Source organism: Thalassospira lucentensis (assembly GCF_011806425.1).
Classification (GTDB): domain Bacteria; phylum Pseudomonadota; class Alphaproteobacteria; order Rhodospirillales; family Thalassospiraceae; genus Thalassospira; species Thalassospira lucentensis_B.
Map to the genome: position 1 here is coordinate 563,798 of NZ_JAATOV010000001.1, position 18,967 is coordinate 582,764.

Sequence of the window (18,967 nt, forward strand, 5' to 3'; positions counted from 1 at the left end):
TTGTCGATTTAGACGTCGACCACGGTTTCGCAGAATTTCGCAAGGTCAATGTCCTTTTGCGTCACACCGCCCGCATCGTGGGTCGTAAGGGTCACGCCGACCTTGTTGTAGACATTGAACCATTCCGGATGGTGATCCATCTTTTCGGCCATGATCGCAATACGGGTCATGAAGCCAAATGCGGAATTAAAATCGCCAAACATATAAACACGGCCAATCGAAATGCCGTCTTCGGAAAGCTCCCAGCCCGGAAGATCGGTAAGGGCTGCCTCAATCGCGGATTTGTCGAGTTTGCTCATGGGTGTCTCCTTATTTTTTTATGCTGTCATTTAACCATAAAAATAGAATTAACCCAACAAAGCCTGCAACTTGGCGCGCAGAACCGGCAAAAGATCGGTTTCAAACCATGGGTTCTTTTTGATCCAAGCGGTGTTGCGCCAACTTGGATGGGGCATCGGGATAATATCGTCGGGCAAATAGTCGGCAAAGCCCGCCACGGTTTCGGTCATGGTGCGCGCACGCCGTTTGCCCAAATAGTAACTTTGCGCATATTGCCCAATCAACAGGGTCAGGCCGATATCGGGCACATGGCGCAACAAGGCATCGTGCCAGGTTGGTGCGCATTCCGGGCGGGGTGGTAAATCCCCACCGCGTTCCATGCGGCCCGGATAGCAAAAGCCCATCGGCATGATGGCGAATTTGGCCGGATCGTAAAAATCATCGACCGACACCCCCAACCAATCGCGCAACCGATCGCCAGAGGCATCATTCCATGGCAGGCCGGTTTCATGCACCCGGGTTCCCGGTGCCTGGCCGATGATCATAACCCGCGCGCCCTTTGCCATGCGCACCACCGGACGCGGGCCCAAGGGCAAGGCCGCAGCGCAGATCGCGCAGGCACGCACGTCCGTTAAAAGCGCATCAAAGGCCGGATCCCCGCCGGGCGGATCGATTTCGGGCAGGTCGCCATGGATGCCGGGTTTTAGGCCGGGCATGGGTTAGCCCACCTCGGAATCTTCGATCACCCATTCTTCGGCCTTGGCATCTTCGTACCATGCCTTCATATCGGGCAGATCAAGGACGGCTTCCATATAGGCATTGCCGATTGGATCCAGGGTCACGCCATAGGTTTTAAACCGGGTGACCACCGGCGCATACATCGCATCGGCAATCGAAAAATGACCAAACAGAAAATCGCCGCCCTGACCATATTGGGTGCGGCAGGTTTTGAAAATGTCGCCAATGCGCGCAATGTCGGCATCGACACCCGGCCCCCGGCCAAGACCGGTCAGGGATTTGCGGCAATTCATCGGCATGTGGCTGCGCAAGGCACCAAACCCGCCATGCATTTCAAGCGACACGGCGCGCGCAATCGCACGGACATCCATATCGAGCGGCCAAAGCAGCGTATCGGGTTGGGTATCGGCGATATATTCAAGGATCGCCAAGGCTTCCCAGATGGTTTTATGCCCGTCAAAGAATGCCGGCACCTTGGCGGTCGGTGAAAAAATCGGCGCCTGTGCCGCGAAGGCGTCGCTGCGCAACTGCACGAGCTTTTCATCAAATTCGACCCCGGAGACCTTAAGCCCCAGCCACGCGCGCAGCGACCACGACGAATAATTTTTATTGCCGATATAAAGCACAGGAGACGTTTGCATGGCTGAGCCTTTTTTTGCGATGGGATGATCTGTGTTCGTTACAATCGCTGCTTTGCGGCGGTGTTTCAAGACCACAAGCCGCGCGATGAGGTGATGGCCCAAAGCAACCTTGCCGATTAGGCAAAACAGATTGTTATGGACAATTGCCCAAACCCATTGCCGCCCGTAAGATCAGGCCACATATCTTACCTAACGCGGGGCCGTCACATAGCGTTTCGGCCCAATCATCGCGTTAGAACAACCGTCACCAGCAGGGAAGTCTTACATTGTACGACCACATCACCGCACTTGATACATCTGCCCCCGCCCCAACCCCGATCCATCCGATTGCCGAAGGGGATTTCGCCAATTGGCTTTCCGATCAGCCCGACACCACCAAGGCATGGATTTCCGCCAACAGTTATGAAGCCAAACGCGGCACGCATTTGGTTCTTCCGGGGTCCGATGGTGGATTGGGCACGGTTTTGGTTGGCTATTGCGACGATGCCAAAGCGCTTTGGGATTTTGCCGGTCTGCCGGGTGCCCTGCCCACCGGCACCTATGGATTTGAAGACGGCTTTGCCGACAACGCGACCCTTTTTGAAAAAGCGGTCCTTGGCGTTTATTTGGGCGGATACCGGTTTGATCGTTATCGCCTGGATGATGGCAAAAAAGACAAACGTGCGAAATTCGCCCTGCCCGACAATGACGCCGCCGCGCGGGCCGAAAATGTCGCGCACGGGATTGGCCTTGCGCGTGATTTGATCAACATTCCAGCCAATGACATGGGCCCGGCCGAACTTGAAGCCGCGGCAAAACACCTTGGTGCGGAATTTGGTGCCCACGTCAGCGCGATTGTCGGCGATGACCTGTTAAAGCAAAACTTCCCGGCCATTCACACGGTTGGCAATGGCAGCGACCGTGCGCCGCGCCTGATTGATTTGCATTGGGGCGATGAAAACGCGCCCAAGATCACCCTTGTTGGCAAGGGTGTTTGTTTTGATACCGGCGGCTATGACCTGAAACCATCAAGCAACATGTTGCTGATGAAAAAGGATATGGGCGGTTCGGCACAGGTTCTTGGCCTGGCGCGGATGATCATGGCGGCAAAATTGCCGGTGCGATTGCGTGTTCTGATCCCGGCCGTGGAAAACATGGTATCGGGTCGGGCCTATCGTCCAAGTGACATTTTGAAAACCCGTAAGGGTCTGTCGGTTGAAGTTGGCAACACGGATGCAGAAGGTCGTCTTGTCCTGTCTGATGCCCTGACCGAAGCGGCGTCTGAGAAGCCAGACATGTTGCTTGATTTCGCGACGCTTACCGGGGCGGCACGTGTGGCACTTGGTCTTGGTCTGCCTGCGCTGTTTTCCAATGATGACGATCTGGCCAATGGCCTGATGGAAACCGGTATGGCGACGCATGACCCGCTGTGGCGTTTGCCGCTGTGGGATGAGTATCGCCCGATGCTTGATAGCAAGGCCGCGGACATGAACAACATTTCCGGATCGCCATTTGGCGGTGCGATCATTGCTGCCCTGTTCCTGGATCGGTTTGCCGATGGGGCAAAAAGCTGGGCGCATATCGATTTGATGGCATGGAACCCGACCGACCGTCCGGGCCGCCCGACCGGTGGCGAAGCCCAAGGCATTCGTGCGGCATTCAAGCTGATCGAGGATCGTTTCGGTAAGTGAACTAAAATCAAGCGCCCCTTGAGCCGTGTTTGAGGGGCGCTTGAACTGCTTTGATCTGTTGTGACCTTCTGTCACCGGCTTTGCCAAACTAAGACGGCGTCCCGTCCACGGTTTGAAACCATGTTTGGCAAGGTCGCGTTTAAAAGACAACACCGCGTGTCGTTGCCACGCTGTAACGATGCCAAATAGCGACATGGATTTAGGGCGCAACAGAGCAACACCGGGTGATCGGGTCCGATAGGGCAAGACACGCCGCAACCGGTTGAAAACCAGGCGAATGCGCCCATCCGAGATAGAGATACAACCCAGAGAGAAAATCGGTTGGGTTGAATATTTCCGAATTAGACCTTTGACATCAACGCAGGGGTCGGGTAGACAGATTACGTATTCGTAACAAATAAATTGTTGGGCACAAGCATGTCGATCGAGATCAAACCGTCCAAGGCGCTTGACCTTTGGCGTATCGCGACTGTTGAAAGCGTGCGTCGGGATTCACCCGATCTTTCAGCTCGACAGATGGCTTTGATGCTGAGCGTTTACTTGACCCCGGCCCCCCATACGGTGCGCGGCCTGTCAGAAGCCCTGAATATCTCGAAACCGGCAATTACGCGTGCACTTGATCGCCTGAGTTCGCTTGGCATGGTCAAACGTAAAGTCGATGAAGACGATCGCCGTTCGGTTCTGATCCAGCGTACGGTTAAGGGATCGGTTTTCCTGCATGAGTTTGGCGACATTATCGCCCTTGCCGGTAAAAACGCCGAATAGCACCGAGCAGTTTACGGGTATCCGCCGCGTATTTTCCGCTTACCGTGAGGTCCCCTGCCCGCCCCAATATCGGATTCAAACGATCTATTGGGGCCCCTGTTACCCGCCTTTCGGCACATCGCAAGATCACGCGATACCGGGTGACGATATTCCCCTTTCCCCGCCTTCAGATCGCCTTTTGAGGCCCAAAATCGCTATATACAGACCAGTTGGTATGTAACGGCGGTTTTTTGACGGGTTTGGGCCCTGGCATCTTATTGTTTAATACCAAATGGTTAGTTGGATTTGGCGCGCCGACGTGCAAATCGGGGGCGGCTGATGTCGGTCATGGCAGGCGAAATGCCGATCCGGCAGAGACGCGCTTAGAAACGCGTTCCGGCGGTGCTTTCGGGCATTTCAATCAGCGATAAAAGGGCCGCAGCGAGGATCAAAACGCCGCCAGAAACACGCGCGACGATGTTGGTGCCACCGCGCTGGACCAGCCATGGCATGACGCGTGCCGCGCCCATCGCGTAAATCATTACGAATGTGTAATCAAGAACGACGAAGGTTGCCCCAAGGATCAGCAATTGCGGTACCAAGGGGGCTGTCGGGTCGACAAACTGTGGGAACAGAGCCCCAAAGAAGGCGATTGCCTTGGGGTTGCCGGCTGCGACCAAAAAGCCCTCGCGGAATAATTTGCGCCGACGGACGGGTTCGTAAATGCCCGCTTCCTTCGTTACGATATCGTTTTGGCCCTTATTGACCTTGGCCTTGCGCAGCAGTGCGGTCAGCCCCATGACAAGAAGGAACCCGACCCCGCACCATTTAACAACCGCAAAGGCCGTTGCCGACGTTGCCAAAAGTGCGCCAAGACCAACCGCGGCAACCACCATCTGAATCATGTTGGCGGTGACATCGCCCAAGGCGGTCATCAAGGTTGGACGCGCGCCATAGCGCAGCGCATGCGACATGCCGATCAAAACACTTGGCCCCGGTGTCAGCACCAGCAAAAAGACCAGGAAGGTAAAGCTTAACCAGATTTCAAAGGACATGGGATCGACACCGTGGATGGAAGGATGCAATTGGCATATCACAGCGCCGCCATTGCACAAGTGCATCTTGTGCAATGGTCCATGAAATTTTGTGAAGCAGGATTAGCTGGCGCGATGAGGACGAGCACGGGACAGCATCGTCGCATCCCCCCATCGAACGGGGCAGCGCCACCACAGACGGGATCGCAGCCGAAGCCAGTTAGCCCTTCTTTTTGCCGTCGCCCGGCCAGTAATCATAGAATTTGCGGATTTGGACCGAGCGCAGGGTATCAGGCGGCAACATGGTCTGTGCCCTTTTCAGCAAATGCGCCTGAAGGGCTGCGAAGTAGCGATTTTTAACCGGTGCGAAGGGATTAAACGGCGGTTCTGGCGTGATTTCTTCGCCGTTTTCTTCGGCCTTTTCGGCGGCTTCGGCCGCGGCTTCGAGTTCTTCCTCGGTCTTGGGCGGCGGCGGGGTCAGCATCGGCGGCGCATCAAACCGGAAACCCCGTTTGCCGGGCTTACGGGTTTCATAGCGGTTCTTGGTATCGCTATACATCAGGCGCTGGAGATCGACCAGGAAGGCGTTGATGATCTTGGGCAGGGAATTTTCGATGGTTTCAACCGACGCCTTGTCGTTGGCTTCGAGCCAGATATCAAAAACCAACTGCCGGATCGCACCCGATTTTGGCAAAACCACCGTTAAGGTCACCGGATCAAGAACCATGACCGTATCGGGCAGTTCCGGTTTTTTGGTGGTATCGTCCTTGGTTTCGGCCGGTTCTTCCTTTTTCGAAGATGCATTGGCCGGGGTGATAAGTGCGGCTGAGAAAGCAAACATGCACAGCATCATCGCCGTTACGCAGAAGGCAAAAGGTGTTTTGCCCGTCACCTTGGCATTTTGTTGTGGCTTTGAAAGTCTCGCCATCGCCGGCACGCCCTTATTTCTATTCCTGATTTCAATACCTTACTGCGAAATGTGTAACAGATACGAGGCTTAATTGTCTGGTTTTAGTTCCTGACAAATTCTGTCGAAGCCGCACGTAGATCAAGGGCGGCAGCCAATAGCGCCTGGGTATAGGGCTGTTGGGGGTGGTCAAACACATCGGCGGCATTGCCACTTTCGACCAGTTTCCCGTTCTGCATCACCATCACCCGGTGCGACAAAGCCCGCACAACCCGCAAATCGTGACTAATAAACAGATACGCCATGTTGTGGCGCGCCTGTAAATCGCGCAGCAATTCAACGATCTGGGCCTGTACCGACATATCAAGCGCCGATGTTGGTTCATCCAGTACGATAAAGCGCGGCTTTAAGACCAATGCGCGGGCGATTGAAATACGCTGTCGCTGGCCGCCGGAAAATTCATGGGGGTATCGATCCATGGCGTTTTGCGGCAGGTCGACCTCTGTCAGGGCGTCGGATATGCGTTTTGCACGTTCCGCCGGGGTCAGGTCGGGTTCATGAATTTCAAGTCCCTCGCCGACGATTTGGGCAATCGACATGCGCGGGCTGAGCGATCCAAACGGATCCTGAAACACCACCTGCATATCCCGGCGCAGATTGCGTAAATCCGCCCCGGAATAGGTTCGGATATCCTTGCCCGCAAAGTGAATATCGCCATTCGATTTCAACAATCGCAAGATCGCCATGGCAAGGGTGGTTTTACCCGATCCACTTTCGCCGACAATGCCAAGGGTTTCGCCCTGCCTTAGGGTCAGCGAAATATGATCCACCGCATCAAGATAGCGTTCCGGACGCCCAAGGATGCCTTTGCGGCCGATGGGGAAGCGGACCTGAATGTCGCTGGTTTTCAAAAGCTCCGCCGTGTTTTCGGGCAAGGCCGGTGCGGTGCCACTGGGCACAGCCGCCAACAGTTTTTGCGTGTAGGGATGTTGCGGATTTTCAAACAGGCCGTGCCCCGTACCGCGTTCGACGATTTCGCCGTCCTTCATGACGCATACATTCTTCGCCATTTTCTCGACGATTTGCAGATCATGAGTGATCAGTAACAATGCCATGCCAAGCTTGGCCTGCAGGTCTTTGAGAAGTTCAAGAATCTGGGCCTGAATGGTGACATCAAGGGCGGTTGTCGGTTCGTCGGCAATCAGAAGTTCCGGTTCATTGGCGAGCGCCATGGCGATCATCACACGTTGGCGTTGGCCACCGGATAATTCATGGGGCAAGGCGCGCAGCCGTGATTTGGGATCGGGAATGCCCACCAGATCAAGCAGTTCAAGAATGCGCGCACGGGCAGCCCCACCGCGAAGCCCCTTATGGAGGAAAAGCACTTCGCCGATTTGCTTTTCGATGTTGTGCAGCGGGTTAAGCGAGGTCATCGGTTCTTGAAAAATCATCGAAATCCGGTTGCCGCGGATTTCGCGCAAGCTCCGTTCATTGGCCCCGACCATTTCGACCCCATCAAAGGTGATGGAGCCGGAGGGATGGGATGCGCGCGGATAAGGCAGCAATTGCAGGATCGAAAGCGCAGTAACCGATTTGCCCGATCCGCTTTCACCGACCAAGGCCAAGGTTTCGCCGCGTTCCATTTCAAATGAAATGCGCTTAACCGCCGGAACGTCGGCAAAGCTGACCGAAAGATCATTGACCACCAGAAGCGGCTGTGTCGATTGGGTGTTCGTCATAGCCAACTCCTAAAACGTTTTGCGGGGGTCAAAGGCATCGCGCACGGCTTCGCCAATAAAGATCAGCAAGCTGAGCATCACCGCGATGGCAAAGAAGGCCGTCAGGCCAAGCCACGGGGCCTGTAGATTGTTTTTCCCCTGGGCGAGCAATTCACCCAGTGACGGGGAACCGGGCGGCATGCCAAGCCCCAAGAAATCAAGCGATGTCAGGGCCACGATCGAGCCATTCAAGACAAACGGCAGGAAGGTGATGGTTGCGACCATGGCATTGGGCAAAACGTGGCGATACATGATGCGCGCATCGGTCATGCCAAGTGCGCGGGCCGCCCGAACATATTCAAAGTTCCGCGCGCGCAGGAATTCAGCCCGGACAAGGCCGGTCAAACTCATCCAGCTAAACAGGACAAGAATAAACAAAAGCGTCCAGAAACCCGGCGCAAACAGGCTGGCGAGGATGATCAGGATGAACAATTGCGGCAAGCCAGACCAGATTTCGATCACGCGTTGCGCGCCAAGATCGACCCAACCACCGAAATAGCCCTGTACCGCACCCGCCGCGATGCCGATTACGGAACTGATCGCGGTCAAGGCCAAACCAAACAGGATCGATATCCTAAAGCCGTAAATCAGGCGGGCCAGCACATCGCGCCCAAGGTCATCGGTGCCCAGTAAATGGCGCCAAGATGGCGGAGCCGGTTGGGGTTCGCGCATCTGAAAATCGATGGTGTCATATGAAAACGGGATCGGCGGCCAGATGGCAAAGCCATGTTCATTGATCTTGCCAAGGATATAGGGATCGTAAAAATCCGTCTCGACATCAAAATCGCCGCCATAGGCGGTTTCGGGATGGTCGGAAAGGATCGGCATGTACCAGTTATCGTCATATTTGACGAAGATCGGTTTGTCATTGGCGACAAATTCCGCCAGCAAACAAATGACAAACAGAATGGCAAAGATCACAAGCGACCAATATCCACGTTTATTGGCGCGGAAGTTGGCGATGCGGCGTTTATTGAGCGGGGAAAGAATGACGTTTTTCATGATCAATTCTCCCGCGCGTCAAAGTTAATCCGCGGATCAACGAAGTGATAGCTAAGGTCGCTGATCAGGTTGAGAACAAGACCAAACAGCGTAAACAGATACAGGGTGGCAAACATCACCGGATAATCGCGCTTCATCACCGCTTCAAAGCCCAGCAGGCCAAGCCCATCAAGCGAGAAGATCACTTCGATCAAGACAGATCCGGTAAACAGCAAGCCAATCAGCGCGGTTGGGAAACCCGCAATCACCAGCAACATGGCATTGCGAAAGACATGGCCATAAAGTACCCGCTTTTCCGTTAAGCCCTTAGCACGGGCCGTCACGACATATTGCTTGTTAATTTCATCCAAGAATGAGTTTTTGGTCAGCATGGTCAGCGTGGTGAAGCCGCCAATGGTAAGGGCCGTAATCGGCAACGCCAGATGCCAAAAATAATCGCCGATTTTGCCCAACAGCGATAATTGATCGAAATTCGATGACGTTAACCCGCGTAACGGGAACAGATCGAAATACGTGCCGCCAGCAAAGACCACAATCAGCATCACGGCAAACAAAAAGCCCGGTATGGCGTAGCCGACAATGATCGCCGCCGATGACCAGACATCAAAGTTTGAGCCATCGCGCACCGCCTTGGCGACGCCCAGCGGGACCGAAACCATATAAATGATCAGGGTTGACCAAAGACCCAGCGATATCGAGACCGGCATTTTATCAATCACCAGATCAATCACGTCGCGGTCCTGAAAGTAGCTTTGGCCGAAATCGAAGGTCAGATAGTTTTTCATCATGATCCAGAAGCGCTCGTAAGCGGGCTTATCAAAACCAAACTGCTTTTCAAGCTGGCTGATGATTTCTGGATCAAGGCCCTGTGCCCCGCGATAGGTCGAGGTGGAGGAGAAATTATTGCTGCCGCCGCCGCTATTGCCGCTTTCGGCCCCTTGGTTGCTGATGCGCGCGGTTGCGGAAACGTCAGCCCCTTGAAGCTGGGCGACGATTTGTTCGACCGGGCCGCCGGGGGCAAATTGGATGATGGCAAAGTTCAGCACCATGATGCCAAACAAGGTAACCGGGATCAGTAAAAGGCGGCGCAGGATGTAATTAAGCATGGCCTAGTACCCACCCTTGTTTAGTTTTCGCGATTTATCGGCATCAATCCACCAGGTCATGATCGAGGTGCCCTTAAGCGGGACGGTATCGGGGCGTCCAAACACATCCCAATAGGCCATGCGATCCCCGCCAAGATAATATTGCGGGATCACGTAGAAGCCCCATTGCAGCACCCGATCAAGGGCATGCACGCGCTGTACAAGGCTTTCGCGGTTATCGGCATCAATGACCAGTTTGATCAGTTCATCAATCACCGGATCTTTGATCCCGGCGAAATTACGCGTGCCGGGCTGATCGGCGGCGGCAGATGACCAGAAGATTTGCTGCTCATTGCCCGGCGACAGGCTTTGTTGCCACCAGAAGGTGGTCATTTCAAAGTCATAGGCCTGAATACGGTTAATCCACTGCCCGGTATCGATCAGGCGGATATCCAGGGTGACGCCAAGCTGACGCAGGCGGGCCTTAAGAACCAAGGCGATTTTTTCGAGCCCGGGCTGACGGATGATCAGCTCAAACCGGAAGGGCTGCCCGGTTTTGCGATTGACCAATTGTTGATCGCGCAATTCCCAGCCGGCTTCTTGCAGCAGCTTGATCGAATGGCGCAAGGCTTCGCGGCGACCATTGGGCGGATCAAAGTTTGGCAAGTGCGGCGGCTGGGTAAACAGTTCCGGGGGAAGTTTGCTTTTGAAGCCCTTTAGGATGTCCAATTCTTCGCCGGTCGGAAGGCCGGTTGCGGCCAGTTCGGAGTTGGCGAAATAGCTGACATTGCGTTTATAGGCCCCATAGAACATGGCGCGGTTTAGCCATTCAAAATCAAAGGCATATTGCAACGCTTCGCGCACGCGGCGATCGGCAAACAGGGGGTTGCGGGTGTTAAACACATAGGCCTGCATGCCGTTTGGCAGATTATCGGGCAGGAATTCTTTTTTGATTTCGCCGGATTTGACAGCCGGCGTGTTGTAGGCGGTGTTCCATTCGCGCGATGAATTTTCGCTTCGGATCAGGTATTCGCCAGCAAAGAAGGCCTGACGTGCGACATCGAGATCGCGGTAGGTATCATAGCGGATGGTATCGAAATTATTGCTGCCGCGATTAACCGGCAAATCGGCCGCCCAGTAATCCTTTACCCGTTCATAGGTGATGCGTCGCCCGGCTTCCATGCTTTGGATCTTATAGGCACCACTGCCAACGGGTGCATCGAATGTGGTTTTTGAAAAATCGCGCCCTTCCCAGTAATGTTTGGGCATGATGGACAAGTCGGCCACGATCATGGGCAGTTCGCGGTTATTGCCGGGCTTGAAATTGAACCGCACCGTCAGGTCATCGATTGCTTCGACCGTGTCGACCTGTGCGTAATACTGTCGATATACCGGGCTGCCTTTTTCCATCAGGATATTGAACGAAAAGACCACATCATCGGCGGTGATGTCTGTGCCGTCCTGAAAACGTGCGCGCGGATCCAGATGGAAGATGGCAAAGGATCGGTCGTTTGGATATTCGATGCTGCGCGCGATCAGACCGTAATGCGAGCTTGGCTCATCCGCACTTGAAACCATCAGGCTGTCATACATCATGCCAAGACCAAGGGCGGCGGTGCCCTTGAGAGTAAAGGGATTGAGCGTATCAAATGAGATGCTCGTCCCTTGAACCAGTGCACCACCCTTGGGCGCGTCAGGATTCACATAATCAAAATTGCGAAAATCGGGGCCGTATTTCAAATCCCCATAAAGCGATATGCCGTGCGAAATGGTGGTGATCGGGGCCAATTGTTCTTCGGCGACCGAAATGGTCGGGGCCGCGACGATTTTTGGCATTTCTTCGGCCTGAGCCCGGGATATCATCCCGCCAGAACTGCCCGCCATCGCCACAAGGCCGGTCGTGATCAGCCCAGCCACAGCCAGAATACGGGTGACTTTTTTATCCGCATGCCACAGCCCTGAAAGCAGGCTTGAAACTGCGTTGGCATTCATCTGATTAATTGTCTTTCCCCTGATATATGCCTTGCGCTTGGCCAGACCGGCAAAACAGCGTTTTCGCACCATTTCAGTTACCGCTTTATGTCCTGATATATGTATCGACATCGTACAAACATGCATCAATTTCAAACTGACGCACAGTGTGCTGATGATAATGACGAACTAATTGGTTCGATTTCAAGGCATCATCACGTGTTTTGTTGATTTTGATGCATGTCGGCTGCCAATTTCCGACGTTCGGTTTCAAGACGGATTTCGGCCATCAGCCAATTGCGAAACGCCCGGACCTTACGCCGTTCAAGACGCCCATCAGGATAACACAGCGAATAGGCATATGGGCTATCGACCGGTAAATCGAACGGCACGATCAACCGATTGGTCACCACATATTCCCCGATCATCGCCGGATCGGAAATCACCACGCCAAAGCCACTTGCCGCGGCCTCCATCGCCATATCAAGGGTGGCAAAGACCGGGCCACGTTCCGGGTCCACACCCTTAATACCGGTTTCAGCCAGCCAAATCCGCCAATCTTCGCGCTGGGCGGAGCAATGCAACAGCGTGACATCGGCCAGATCCGAAGGGGTTTTAAGCTGCTTTGCCAAATCGGGATGACAGACGGGCAACAAGCGTTCGCCGGTTAAAAATTCGTGGACCAGTTGTTCATCCTGATCATCGGCAAAGCGAATGGCAATGTCGGTTTCGTTGAAATCGACGGGGGCCTTATCATCATGATAGGTGCCAAGTTGCACCTGCAGATCGGGATGTTCCATTTGAAACCGCCCAAGGCGCGGCACGATCCAGCGCATGGAAAAGGTCAGCGGGGCCAAGACGCGCAATTGGGTATCGTCCGCGCGGTCTTCGACCTTGCTCACCGCCTGTTCAATCGCATCAAAGGCCGGGGTCAGGCCCAGCAGCAGGTTTCGTCCCGCGCGGGTTAATTTCAAGCTGCGATGATGACGATCAAACAGTTTGCGGCCCAGCACATCTTCAAGATGTTGCACCTGCCGACTGACGGCACCTTGCGTTACGTTAAGCTCATGTGATGCTTTGGTGAAACTTTCAAGACGACCGGCTACTTCGAAGGCACGAAGCGCATTTAACGGCAAAGGGCGACGTTTCATAACAGTGACTTTGCATGACTAAACCTCATGCAATGATGACTAAAGATGGTTTGAGCGCAAGTGTTTTTAGGTTTAACCCTGAGTTTAGAAATATTCACAGACGCAAAACACTGTCATTCGGCCGCTGATTGTTGAGAGCAGGCCCAAAGATTGAAGGAATGAGATCATGGTCGCGATCACCAAAAATGTCGGTGCCTTTGTCACCCCCCGTCCCCGCACGACCATCAACCTGATGGACATGCCACGCCAGTGGGTCAAACGTTATGACCTGCGTCAGAAACTGGCGTCGATGGACAGCCGCATGCTGCGCGATATCGGCTGGAGCGTTTTCGATGCCCGTCGCGAAGCTGCAAAACCATTCTGGAAAGCATAGGCATTTGCCTGTGCGCCAAACCAAAGAGATTTATCATGTCTGCCCAAACGTTTCGCCTGCAGGGTCGCCTTTCTTTCCCATTGCAGGTTCTTGATGCCCTGCTCAGCGCATTGAGAATTCATAACGTCAAATAAGACGTTTTTCCGTCCCTGACCGCAATCGCAACGACCCGTGTTTGAGATTGCGGATATCAAAGCCGTTCACGCTTCCCCCGCGTGGACGGCTTTGTTTTTGCCAACATATCTGGCCGCCCGGCGTGTTTGATCGAATCAAAACATCCCATAAGGTGATGTCGATCCATTGCCGGACCTCATCCACGGGCACAATCCAACGGCGCAATCGAAGGCCACGATCCAAATACGCAATCTAAAGATACAGCAGACACAGCCGGGAAGTACGCCCCGAACGTTCGGGGGCAGGCGTTATTTCTTGGACGGCAGGTGCAGATACAGGATGTTGGCCGCACACAGCACCGAATACATCACCGCAAATTGGGCGTTGAATTCGTATTTTTCCGGCTTGGGATCAAAGGTCTGATAAATCTCGGCAATAGAGCGTTTGCCATCAATCCGCGACAGGATCGCCGGGCTGGCGGCGGGCAGTGTTCGGGTGACGGAAAGACCGGTAAAGGTAATTTTGATATTGCCGGTTTTCGCAACAGACCGCGCCAAGGAAGGGCCATCCAACCGGGTAAAGAACGGAATGGCATCCGGCGAAGGCTGGGGTGGTTGGACCTTGTTTTTGGCCTTTACCACATAAAACGTGTGCTTGGTGATGTTGCCCGCCATCAGTTCGGCCAAGGCGGCCCGTTCGCGGAACGGCACATGCATCGCACGATCCAGCACATCATGACGCGAACAATAGGTTGTCGGGTCATAGCGCATCGGTTCGATAAAGTTCTGAATGCGCAGGCCGGCTTGCTCGGCGAAATCAAAGACCTCATCCACCCGATAGGCGCGGTCTTGCTGATGCAACAGCAAATCATAAAACCCGGCATCGCCGCCATTGATATGATCGCCGACAAATGGATTGCGTTTAAGCCAATTGGTGCCCGGCAGGCTGTTAAACAGGGCCTTGCCAAAGTTCAAACGGCGCGCACCACCGGCCTCGGCATTCAGGCGCTCCATCATTTCCTGCATGTGATACACGCCGGTTCGGCCCAATTCGCCATACACCATCAAGCCCATGCCGCCATTGGGTTTTAACGCATCGGCAAGGGCGCGCAGACCCGCATCGGGATCGGGCAGATGATGCAATACCCCACAGCAATCAATGTAATCAAACGGGCCATATTTCGACGCCAGATCGACAAAGGATCCGGTGACAAAGGTGACGTTCTTTTCAAGATTGCGGCGCTTGATCCGGGCCTCGGCAATGGCGCGGGAGCTTTCAGACAGATCGATATAAACGATTTCCGCCTTGGCTTTGCGGTCACGGGCCTGCTGGGCCAGCATGACCAAGGCATCCCCGGTGCCGCCACCGGCCACCAGAATTTTGATTTTGCCACTTTTGGTCTGAGCCGATGGATCGCGTCCGCCAAAGACAAAATGAACGACTTCATCCCAATTGCCCGGCGATCCGCTGATCAGGCGCTTATCCTCGTCTTCCGGATTTCGTGCCGGATAGGGATAGGTTTCATACTGATCACGCGTTTTGTCAGACGACGCAGATGAAACAGCGTCAGACATTTTTTTATCGTCAGGCATTCGGGCCGCTTCCAGTGGGTAATCAATCGGGACAGCGCCATCCTATACCAAGCAATTCATTAATAAAATCCGGTGTTTCTGAATATCAGTTATTGTTGAAGTAAACCGCCGCAAAATGCTGGTTTTGGTCGCGTTTTGCCGATTAAAAATCCTGGCAGCGAATGACAAGCTTGCCCGTCGCACTGCGATCCGCAATCGCGGCAAGGGCGTCCATCGCATGCGGCAAGGCAAATTCACGCGAAATCATCGGGGTGATTTGACCCGATGCCAGCATCGCGACCAATTCAGCCATGCCGGTTCGGGCGATATCTGGGTTTTGGTCCAAATACGCCCCGAAATAAAACCCCATCGCACTGACATTTTTGACCAACAAGATATTGGCAGGGATTTGCGGCACAGTACCGCTGGCAAAACCGATCAGCAACAGGCGCGCACCGGGCGCAACGCAGCGCAGGCTATGATCAAACACATCCCCACCCACCGGATCATAAACCACATCCACCCCGGCCGGATGCCCAAGATCGGCGGCAATTTCGCGCACCCGGTCGCGGATATTTTCGGATTTATAGTCAATCACCGCATCCGCGCCATGATCCCGCGCGATTTGGCATTTGGCCGCCCCGCCCGCCGTGGCAATCACCGTGGCCCCCAGGAGTTTGGCGCATTCCACCGCGGTCAAGCCAACGCCGCCCGCAGCACCATGCACCAAAACAAGCTCGCCCGGCGCAACACTGGCGCGATATTTCAAACCAAACCAACTTGTGCCATATGCAATTTGAAAGGCTGCCGCTGCGTTAAAACCAACATCATCCGGCAGGGGGATCACGCGCGCGGCATCGACCGCGATCTTGGTGGCAAAGCCGCCCCAATCGGGCATGGCCATAACCCGATCCCCGACCATAAGGCCGGTTACGTCGGAACCAACGTCAATGACGGTGCCGCTGACTTCAAAACCGGGGGAAAAGGCGCCGGTGGGGCGTTTTTGATAGGTGCCCTTTAAGATCAGGCTGTCGGCGAAATTCACCCCGCAGGCGGCGACTTTAAGGACGACCTGATTTGGGGCGGCCACCGGATCGTCTTGATCGATCAAGTGCGGTTCTTCGCCAAATGCCGTGCAAATCCATGCTTTCATGCGGGCCACCTGCCAGAATGCGAAATAATCGGGCGCAATTATTGCGGTGATGATTGAACCCAGCACTTACTGTGCAGGCTGTAGACATGGCAAACAAGCCGACATTTGGCTAAGCCAAATCGGTTTTTGATGTATGGGGGATGTAAAAGCGGTTTGTGCTTAGAAAATGCGCTGACGTTTGCGTTTACGGGCAAGCAACAACAGCAGCAAGGCCGGCACGAACAGGACGACAAGGGCAGGCGCAAGAAGCACCGGCACAAAGAGATTATCCCAAGCCCAGACAGAGATGTAGGTCTGCACCATATACTGCAAATAGTTGAGGCTTCCGGCATCTAGGCGATACCAAAGCTCCCCCGCGGCGACCAAACGAAAACTACCTGTCTGTAGCGCCGTAATGGAACTATCGACCAGCACCGCAATGCTGGCAAAGAGCAACACCCATCCCAACGCCCTGAAAAACCACATCATATTCTCCACACCACCCCAAAGGTGGGTATATTAGAAATTTATATGTGCACCCTAACCATACTGCGCGACCGGCGTAAAGTCCGCAGGGTTGCTCGCATGCCCGTTTACGGCTTAACAACCTAACCAGAAACCTTAACCGCGATTGATCAATAAGAAGTAAAGATTGCACCAAACCGGGCATTATCAACCATTACAGCCTTGTTCAAAGCCGCCAGTCGCCCGGTTTTTGCACCGATTTAACGAAAGTGAAAAAAGAGGATGATTGGCCCTTGTCAAGCAAGGGCGGGTCGGCTAATGTCCGCCCGCTTTCGCGATATACATAAGATCGCATGTGGAGAGGTGGCCGAGCGGTTTAAGGCGCACGCCTGGAAAGCGTGTTGGGGTGTAAGCCCCTCAGGGGTTCGAATCCCCTCCTCTCTGCCACTTGCCTTGAAAGCAGTTTTCCCAGATTTTTCAAATATTCAAACAGATCGCAAACTGCGGTATGTATCCCGTCTGTGTTGCCGATTTCGATCAACTGACAGCAAGCTGTCAGGGGCCGTTTGCCATGATGTTCTTTTGCCGTTAGCGGGAGACATCAATGATCAAGTATCTGTATCCGGATGGCAGCCATTGTTACCGCGCACTGCATACAGCGCATGCAGTGTTTCGCAATGAGGATGGCAAGCTGATGGCCCGGGCCGAGAAGGCCGATGGATCCGGGATGTATGAATTTGAAATCGCCGGGTTTGAGCTTCTGCGCGCTGGCGTGGTTTATAGCTGAATTATTTACCGTCGGAATTTAGTGCGGCCAGCCATTTACGCAGCAGGCCATCAAGTTGTTGCTGTTCATCATCCGTCAGGCCATCGACAAGGCGGTGCTGGTTGGCGACGTGGTCGGTGACGGCGGCGTCGATGAGGTCGCGGCCTTTTTGGGTGAGTGCGATGACAAAGCCACGGCCGTCTTCGGGGTTCTTTTCGCGTGAGACCAATCCGGCCTGTTCGAGTTTATCAAGCCGGTTGGTCATGGTGCCCGATGTGACCATTGTCCACGCGATCAGATCAGAGGGGCTGAGCGCGTAAGGTGGGCCGGAACGACGCAGTGTCGCGAGCACGTCAAAGCTGGCCGCACTGAGGCCATGCGCACGAAAGACATCCTCAAGCCCCGAGGTCAAAATGGAACGCAGCCGCCCAAAGCGGCCAAACATTCCCATTGGCGTCACATCAAGATCGGGACGTTCCTGATGCCACTGCGCCAAAATACGATCAACTTGGTCCATGGAGGGGTGATGCCAAATATTTATCTTGACGTCAAGATTTCTGTATATATCTTGACGTCAAGATATTTGGAGATTCCCATGAACCGAACGACCGATTTATTCCTGACCGCCCTTGCCCCAGCCATTTGGGGCAGCAGTTACATCGTCGCCACCGAGATGTTGCCACATGGCTATCCGCTGACCGTGGCATTGTTGCGCGCCTTGCCTGCGGGTTTAATCCTGTTGCTTGTGGTGCGCCGATTGCCGCAGGCGGGCTGGTGGATAAAGGTGTTTATTCTGGGCGCGCTGAACTTTGCGGTTTTCTGGTCGATGCTGTTTTTGGCGGCCTTTACCCTTCCCGGTGGGGTGGCCGCGACCCTTGGGGCGGTGCAGCCGCTTCTGGTGCTGTTTCTGGCGCGGATTGCATTGGGCAGCACGATTACCGCGATGGGGATCGCTGCCGCAGTTTCCGGGTTGATCGGGGTGGCTTTGCTTGTACTTGATCCAACGGCCGCACTTAATCCGCCGGGGATTACTGCCGCACTGGCAGGCGCCCTTTCGATGGCGGCGGGCACGGTTTTAACCCGCAAATGGCAGCCGCCGGTATCGCCCCTGACCTTTACCGCATGGCAATTGACGGCGGGCGGGATTCTTTTGATCCCGGTTGCGTTGATTGTTGAGCCGGGCTTTCCAATGCCGAGTTTAACCAACCTTGCCGGTCTTGTTTGGTTGGGGCTGATTGGTGCGGCGCTGACCTATTATCTTTGGTTTCGTGGCATTGCGCGGCTTGGCCCGACCACGGTCACCAGTTTTGGCTTTTTAAGCCCGACCAGTGCGGTTTTGCTGGGTTGGATTGTTTTGGGCCAAGCGCTGTCGGTGCTGCAAATCGTTGGGGTGGTAGTTGTTTTGGTTAGCATCTGGATTGGACAACGGGCCGCACGCCCGGCCCCTGTTCCCGCCGCCAATGCGGCCCAAGCCCCTGCCAAATCAGCATGATTTAACGGCAAATGTGACGCGAACCCCAACATGAGCGGGCGGCGACCTTTAACG

19 protein-coding genes and 1 tRNA gene are annotated in these 18,967 nt (G+C 54.5%); 6 read left to right on the plus strand and 14 right to left on the minus strand.

The genetic code is table 11. From position 1 onward, the window contains the following. Nucleotides 1-8 precede the first annotated feature (8 nt). From HCZ99_RS02700 to HCZ99_RS02710, 3 genes are read right to left on the minus strand one after another with little or no spacing between them, the layout of a single operon-like run. Nucleotides 9-299 (minus strand): 4a-hydroxytetrahydrobiopterin dehydratase, encoded by a 291-nt coding sequence (locus tag HCZ99_RS02700; protein WP_167445311.1) that lies wholly within the window; start codon nucleotides 297-299, stop codon nucleotides 9-11. A gap of 48 nt (nucleotides 300-347) precedes the next feature. Continuing rightward, nucleotides 348-995: a uracil-DNA glycosylase family protein gene (locus HCZ99_RS02705; RefSeq protein ID WP_167445312.1), complete on the minus strand. Its 648-nt coding sequence runs from the start codon at nucleotides 993-995 to the stop codon at nucleotides 348-350. A gap of 3 nt (nucleotides 996-998) precedes the next feature. After that, a complete protein-coding gene (locus tag HCZ99_RS02710) occupies nucleotides 999-1,658 on the minus strand; it encodes a glutathione S-transferase family protein (protein ID WP_167445313.1) in 660 nt (219 codons plus the stop codon). 266 nt (nucleotides 1,659-1,924) lie between these two features. Here HCZ99_RS02710 and HCZ99_RS02715 point away from each other — a divergent pair, with 266 nt between their 5' ends. Then, nucleotides 1,925-3,328 (plus strand): leucyl aminopeptidase family protein, encoded by a 1,404-nt coding sequence (locus HCZ99_RS02715; protein WP_167445314.1) that lies wholly within the window; start codon nucleotides 1,925-1,927, stop codon nucleotides 3,326-3,328. Nucleotides 3,329-3,745: 417 nt separating this feature from the next. Next, complete coding sequence (locus HCZ99_RS02720; RefSeq protein ID WP_167445315.1) at nucleotides 3,746-4,093, plus strand: MarR family transcriptional regulator; 348 nt, start codon at nucleotides 3,746-3,748, stop codon at nucleotides 4,091-4,093. 362 nt (nucleotides 4,094-4,455) lie between these two features. On the opposite strand, the gene HCZ99_RS02725 is transcribed toward HCZ99_RS02720, so the two are convergent. From HCZ99_RS02725 to HCZ99_RS02755, 7 genes are all read right to left on the minus strand, one after another. Continuing rightward, nucleotides 4,456-5,127 carry a LysE family translocator gene (locus HCZ99_RS02725; RefSeq protein ID WP_167445316.1) on the minus strand — a complete coding sequence of 224 codons (672 nt, stop codon included), beginning with the start codon at nucleotides 5,125-5,127 and terminating at the stop codon, nucleotides 4,456-4,458. Nucleotides 5,128-5,326: 199 nt separating this feature from the next. After that, a complete protein-coding gene (locus HCZ99_RS02730) occupies nucleotides 5,327-6,034 on the minus strand; it encodes a hypothetical protein (protein ID WP_167445317.1) in 708 nt (235 codons plus the stop codon). Nucleotides 6,035-6,117: 83 nt separating this feature from the next. After that, nucleotides 6,118-7,752 (minus strand): ABC transporter ATP-binding protein, encoded by a 1,635-nt coding sequence (locus HCZ99_RS02735; protein WP_167445318.1) that lies wholly within the window; start codon nucleotides 7,750-7,752, stop codon nucleotides 6,118-6,120. Between the two features lie 9 nt (nucleotides 7,753-7,761). Beyond that, entirely contained in the window at nucleotides 7,762-8,793 is a 1,032-nt protein-coding gene (locus HCZ99_RS02740) for an ABC transporter permease (RefSeq protein WP_175581370.1), read from the minus strand. Between the two features lie 2 nt (nucleotides 8,794-8,795). Continuing rightward, complete coding sequence (locus HCZ99_RS02745) at nucleotides 8,796-9,899, minus strand: microcin C ABC transporter permease YejB (protein ID WP_167445319.1); 1,104 nt, start codon at nucleotides 9,897-9,899, stop codon at nucleotides 8,796-8,798. Between the two features lie 3 nt (nucleotides 9,900-9,902). Further along, nucleotides 9,903-11,870, minus strand: a complete 1,968-nt coding sequence (locus HCZ99_RS02750; protein WP_254869401.1) for an extracellular solute-binding protein — start codon at nucleotides 11,868-11,870, stop codon at nucleotides 9,903-9,905. Between the two features lie 194 nt (nucleotides 11,871-12,064). Then, on the minus strand, nucleotides 12,065-13,000 hold the full coding sequence (locus HCZ99_RS02755; RefSeq protein ID WP_167445320.1) for a LysR substrate-binding domain-containing protein: 936 nt from the start codon (nucleotides 12,998-13,000) through the stop codon (nucleotides 12,065-12,067). Nucleotides 13,001-13,166: 166 nt separating this feature from the next. Between HCZ99_RS02755 and HCZ99_RS02760 the strand changes: the two genes are divergently transcribed. Continuing rightward, nucleotides 13,167-13,373, plus strand: coding sequence for a DUF1127 domain-containing protein (locus HCZ99_RS02760; RefSeq protein ID WP_167445321.1), 207 nt, complete (start codon nucleotides 13,167-13,169; stop codon nucleotides 13,371-13,373). 422 nt (nucleotides 13,374-13,795) lie between these two features. On the opposite strand, the gene HCZ99_RS02765 is transcribed toward HCZ99_RS02760, so the two are convergent. From HCZ99_RS02765 to HCZ99_RS02775, 3 genes are all read right to left on the minus strand, one after another. Then, nucleotides 13,796-15,079: a class I SAM-dependent methyltransferase gene (locus tag HCZ99_RS02765; RefSeq protein WP_254869402.1), complete on the minus strand. Its 1,284-nt coding sequence runs from the start codon at nucleotides 15,077-15,079 to the stop codon at nucleotides 13,796-13,798. 142 nt (nucleotides 15,080-15,221) lie between these two features. Next, complete coding sequence (locus HCZ99_RS02770) at nucleotides 15,222-16,211, minus strand: NADPH:quinone oxidoreductase family protein (protein WP_167445322.1); 990 nt, start codon at nucleotides 16,209-16,211, stop codon at nucleotides 15,222-15,224. A gap of 159 nt (nucleotides 16,212-16,370) precedes the next feature. After that, nucleotides 16,371-16,676 (minus strand): hypothetical protein, encoded by a 306-nt coding sequence (locus HCZ99_RS02775; RefSeq protein ID WP_167445323.1) that lies wholly within the window; start codon nucleotides 16,674-16,676, stop codon nucleotides 16,371-16,373. A 336-nt stretch (nucleotides 16,677-17,012) separates the two neighbouring features. Between HCZ99_RS02775 and HCZ99_RS02780 the strand changes: the two genes are divergently transcribed. Then, a tRNA-Ser gene (locus HCZ99_RS02780) sits at nucleotides 17,013-17,102 on the plus strand. A 157-nt stretch (nucleotides 17,103-17,259) separates the two neighbouring features. Continuing rightward, the gene (locus HCZ99_RS02785) at nucleotides 17,260-17,442 is read left to right on the plus strand and encodes a hypothetical protein (protein WP_167445324.1); all 183 of its coding nucleotides are present in this window, start codon (nucleotides 17,260-17,262) and stop codon (nucleotides 17,440-17,442) included. Between the two features lies 1 nt (nucleotide 17,443). Here HCZ99_RS02785 and HCZ99_RS02790 read toward each other — a convergent pair whose 3' ends face one another. Next, nucleotides 17,444-17,938, minus strand: coding sequence for a MarR family winged helix-turn-helix transcriptional regulator (locus tag HCZ99_RS02790; RefSeq protein ID WP_167445325.1), 495 nt, complete (start codon nucleotides 17,936-17,938; stop codon nucleotides 17,444-17,446). A 78-nt stretch (nucleotides 17,939-18,016) separates the two neighbouring features. Between HCZ99_RS02790 and HCZ99_RS02795 the strand changes: the two genes are divergently transcribed. Further along, nucleotides 18,017-18,913 (plus strand): EamA family transporter, encoded by an 897-nt coding sequence (locus tag HCZ99_RS02795; RefSeq protein ID WP_167445326.1) that lies wholly within the window; start codon nucleotides 18,017-18,019, stop codon nucleotides 18,911-18,913. The last annotated feature ends 54 nt before the right edge of the window (nucleotides 18,914-18,967 follow it).

What these genes read in the sequence shown, in the direction of transcription:
- HCZ99_RS02700 (WP_167445311.1), bottom strand. Translation starts at nt 299, where the DNA reads ATGAGCAAACTCGACAAATCCGCGATTGAGGCAGCCCTTACCGATCTT.
- HCZ99_RS02705 (WP_167445312.1), bottom strand. Translation starts at nt 995, where the DNA reads ATGCCCGGCCTAAAACCCGGCATCCATGGCGACCTGCCCGAAATCGAT.
- HCZ99_RS02710 (WP_167445313.1), bottom strand. Translation starts at nt 1,658, where the DNA reads ATGCAAACGTCTCCTGTGCTTTATATCGGCAATAAAAATTATTCGTCG.
- HCZ99_RS02720 (WP_167445315.1), top strand. Translation starts at nt 3,746, where the DNA reads ATGTCGATCGAGATCAAACCGTCCAAGGCGCTTGACCTTTGGCGTATC.
- HCZ99_RS02725 (WP_167445316.1), bottom strand. Translation starts at nt 5,127, where the DNA reads ATGTCCTTTGAAATCTGGTTAAGCTTTACCTTCCTGGTCTTTTTGCTG.
- HCZ99_RS02730 (WP_167445317.1), bottom strand. Translation starts at nt 6,034, where the DNA reads ATGGCGAGACTTTCAAAGCCACAACAAAATGCCAAGGTGACGGGCAAA.
- HCZ99_RS02735 (WP_167445318.1), bottom strand. Translation starts at nt 7,752, where the DNA reads ATGACGAACACCCAATCGACACAGCCGCTTCTGGTGGTCAATGATCTT.
- HCZ99_RS02740 (WP_175581370.1), bottom strand. Translation starts at nt 8,793, where the DNA reads ATGAAAAACGTCATTCTTTCCCCGCTCAATAAACGCCGCATCGCCAAC.
- HCZ99_RS02745 (WP_167445319.1), bottom strand. Translation starts at nt 9,899, where the DNA reads ATGCTTAATTACATCCTGCGCCGCCTTTTACTGATCCCGGTTACCTTG.
- HCZ99_RS02750 (WP_254869401.1), bottom strand. Translation starts at nt 11,870, where the DNA reads ATGAATGCCAACGCAGTTTCAAGCCTGCTTTCAGGGCTGTGGCATGCG.
- HCZ99_RS02755 (WP_167445320.1), bottom strand. Translation starts at nt 13,000, where the DNA reads ATGAAACGTCGCCCTTTGCCGTTAAATGCGCTTCGTGCCTTCGAAGTA.
- HCZ99_RS02760 (WP_167445321.1), top strand. Translation starts at nt 13,167, where the DNA reads ATGGTCGCGATCACCAAAAATGTCGGTGCCTTTGTCACCCCCCGTCCC.
- HCZ99_RS02765 (WP_254869402.1), bottom strand. Translation starts at nt 15,079, where the DNA reads ATGCCTGACGATAAAAAAATGTCTGACGCTGTTTCATCTGCGTCGTCT.
- HCZ99_RS02770 (WP_167445322.1), bottom strand. Translation starts at nt 16,211, where the DNA reads ATGAAAGCATGGATTTGCACGGCATTTGGCGAAGAACCGCACTTGATC.
- HCZ99_RS02775 (WP_167445323.1), bottom strand. Translation starts at nt 16,676, where the DNA reads ATGTGGTTTTTCAGGGCGTTGGGATGGGTGTTGCTCTTTGCCAGCATT.
- HCZ99_RS02785 (WP_167445324.1), top strand. Translation starts at nt 17,260, where the DNA reads ATGATCAAGTATCTGTATCCGGATGGCAGCCATTGTTACCGCGCACTG.
- HCZ99_RS02790 (WP_167445325.1), bottom strand. Translation starts at nt 17,938, where the DNA reads ATGGACCAAGTTGATCGTATTTTGGCGCAGTGGCATCAGGAACGTCCC.
- HCZ99_RS02795 (WP_167445326.1), top strand. Translation starts at nt 18,017, where the DNA reads ATGAACCGAACGACCGATTTATTCCTGACCGCCCTTGCCCCAGCCATT.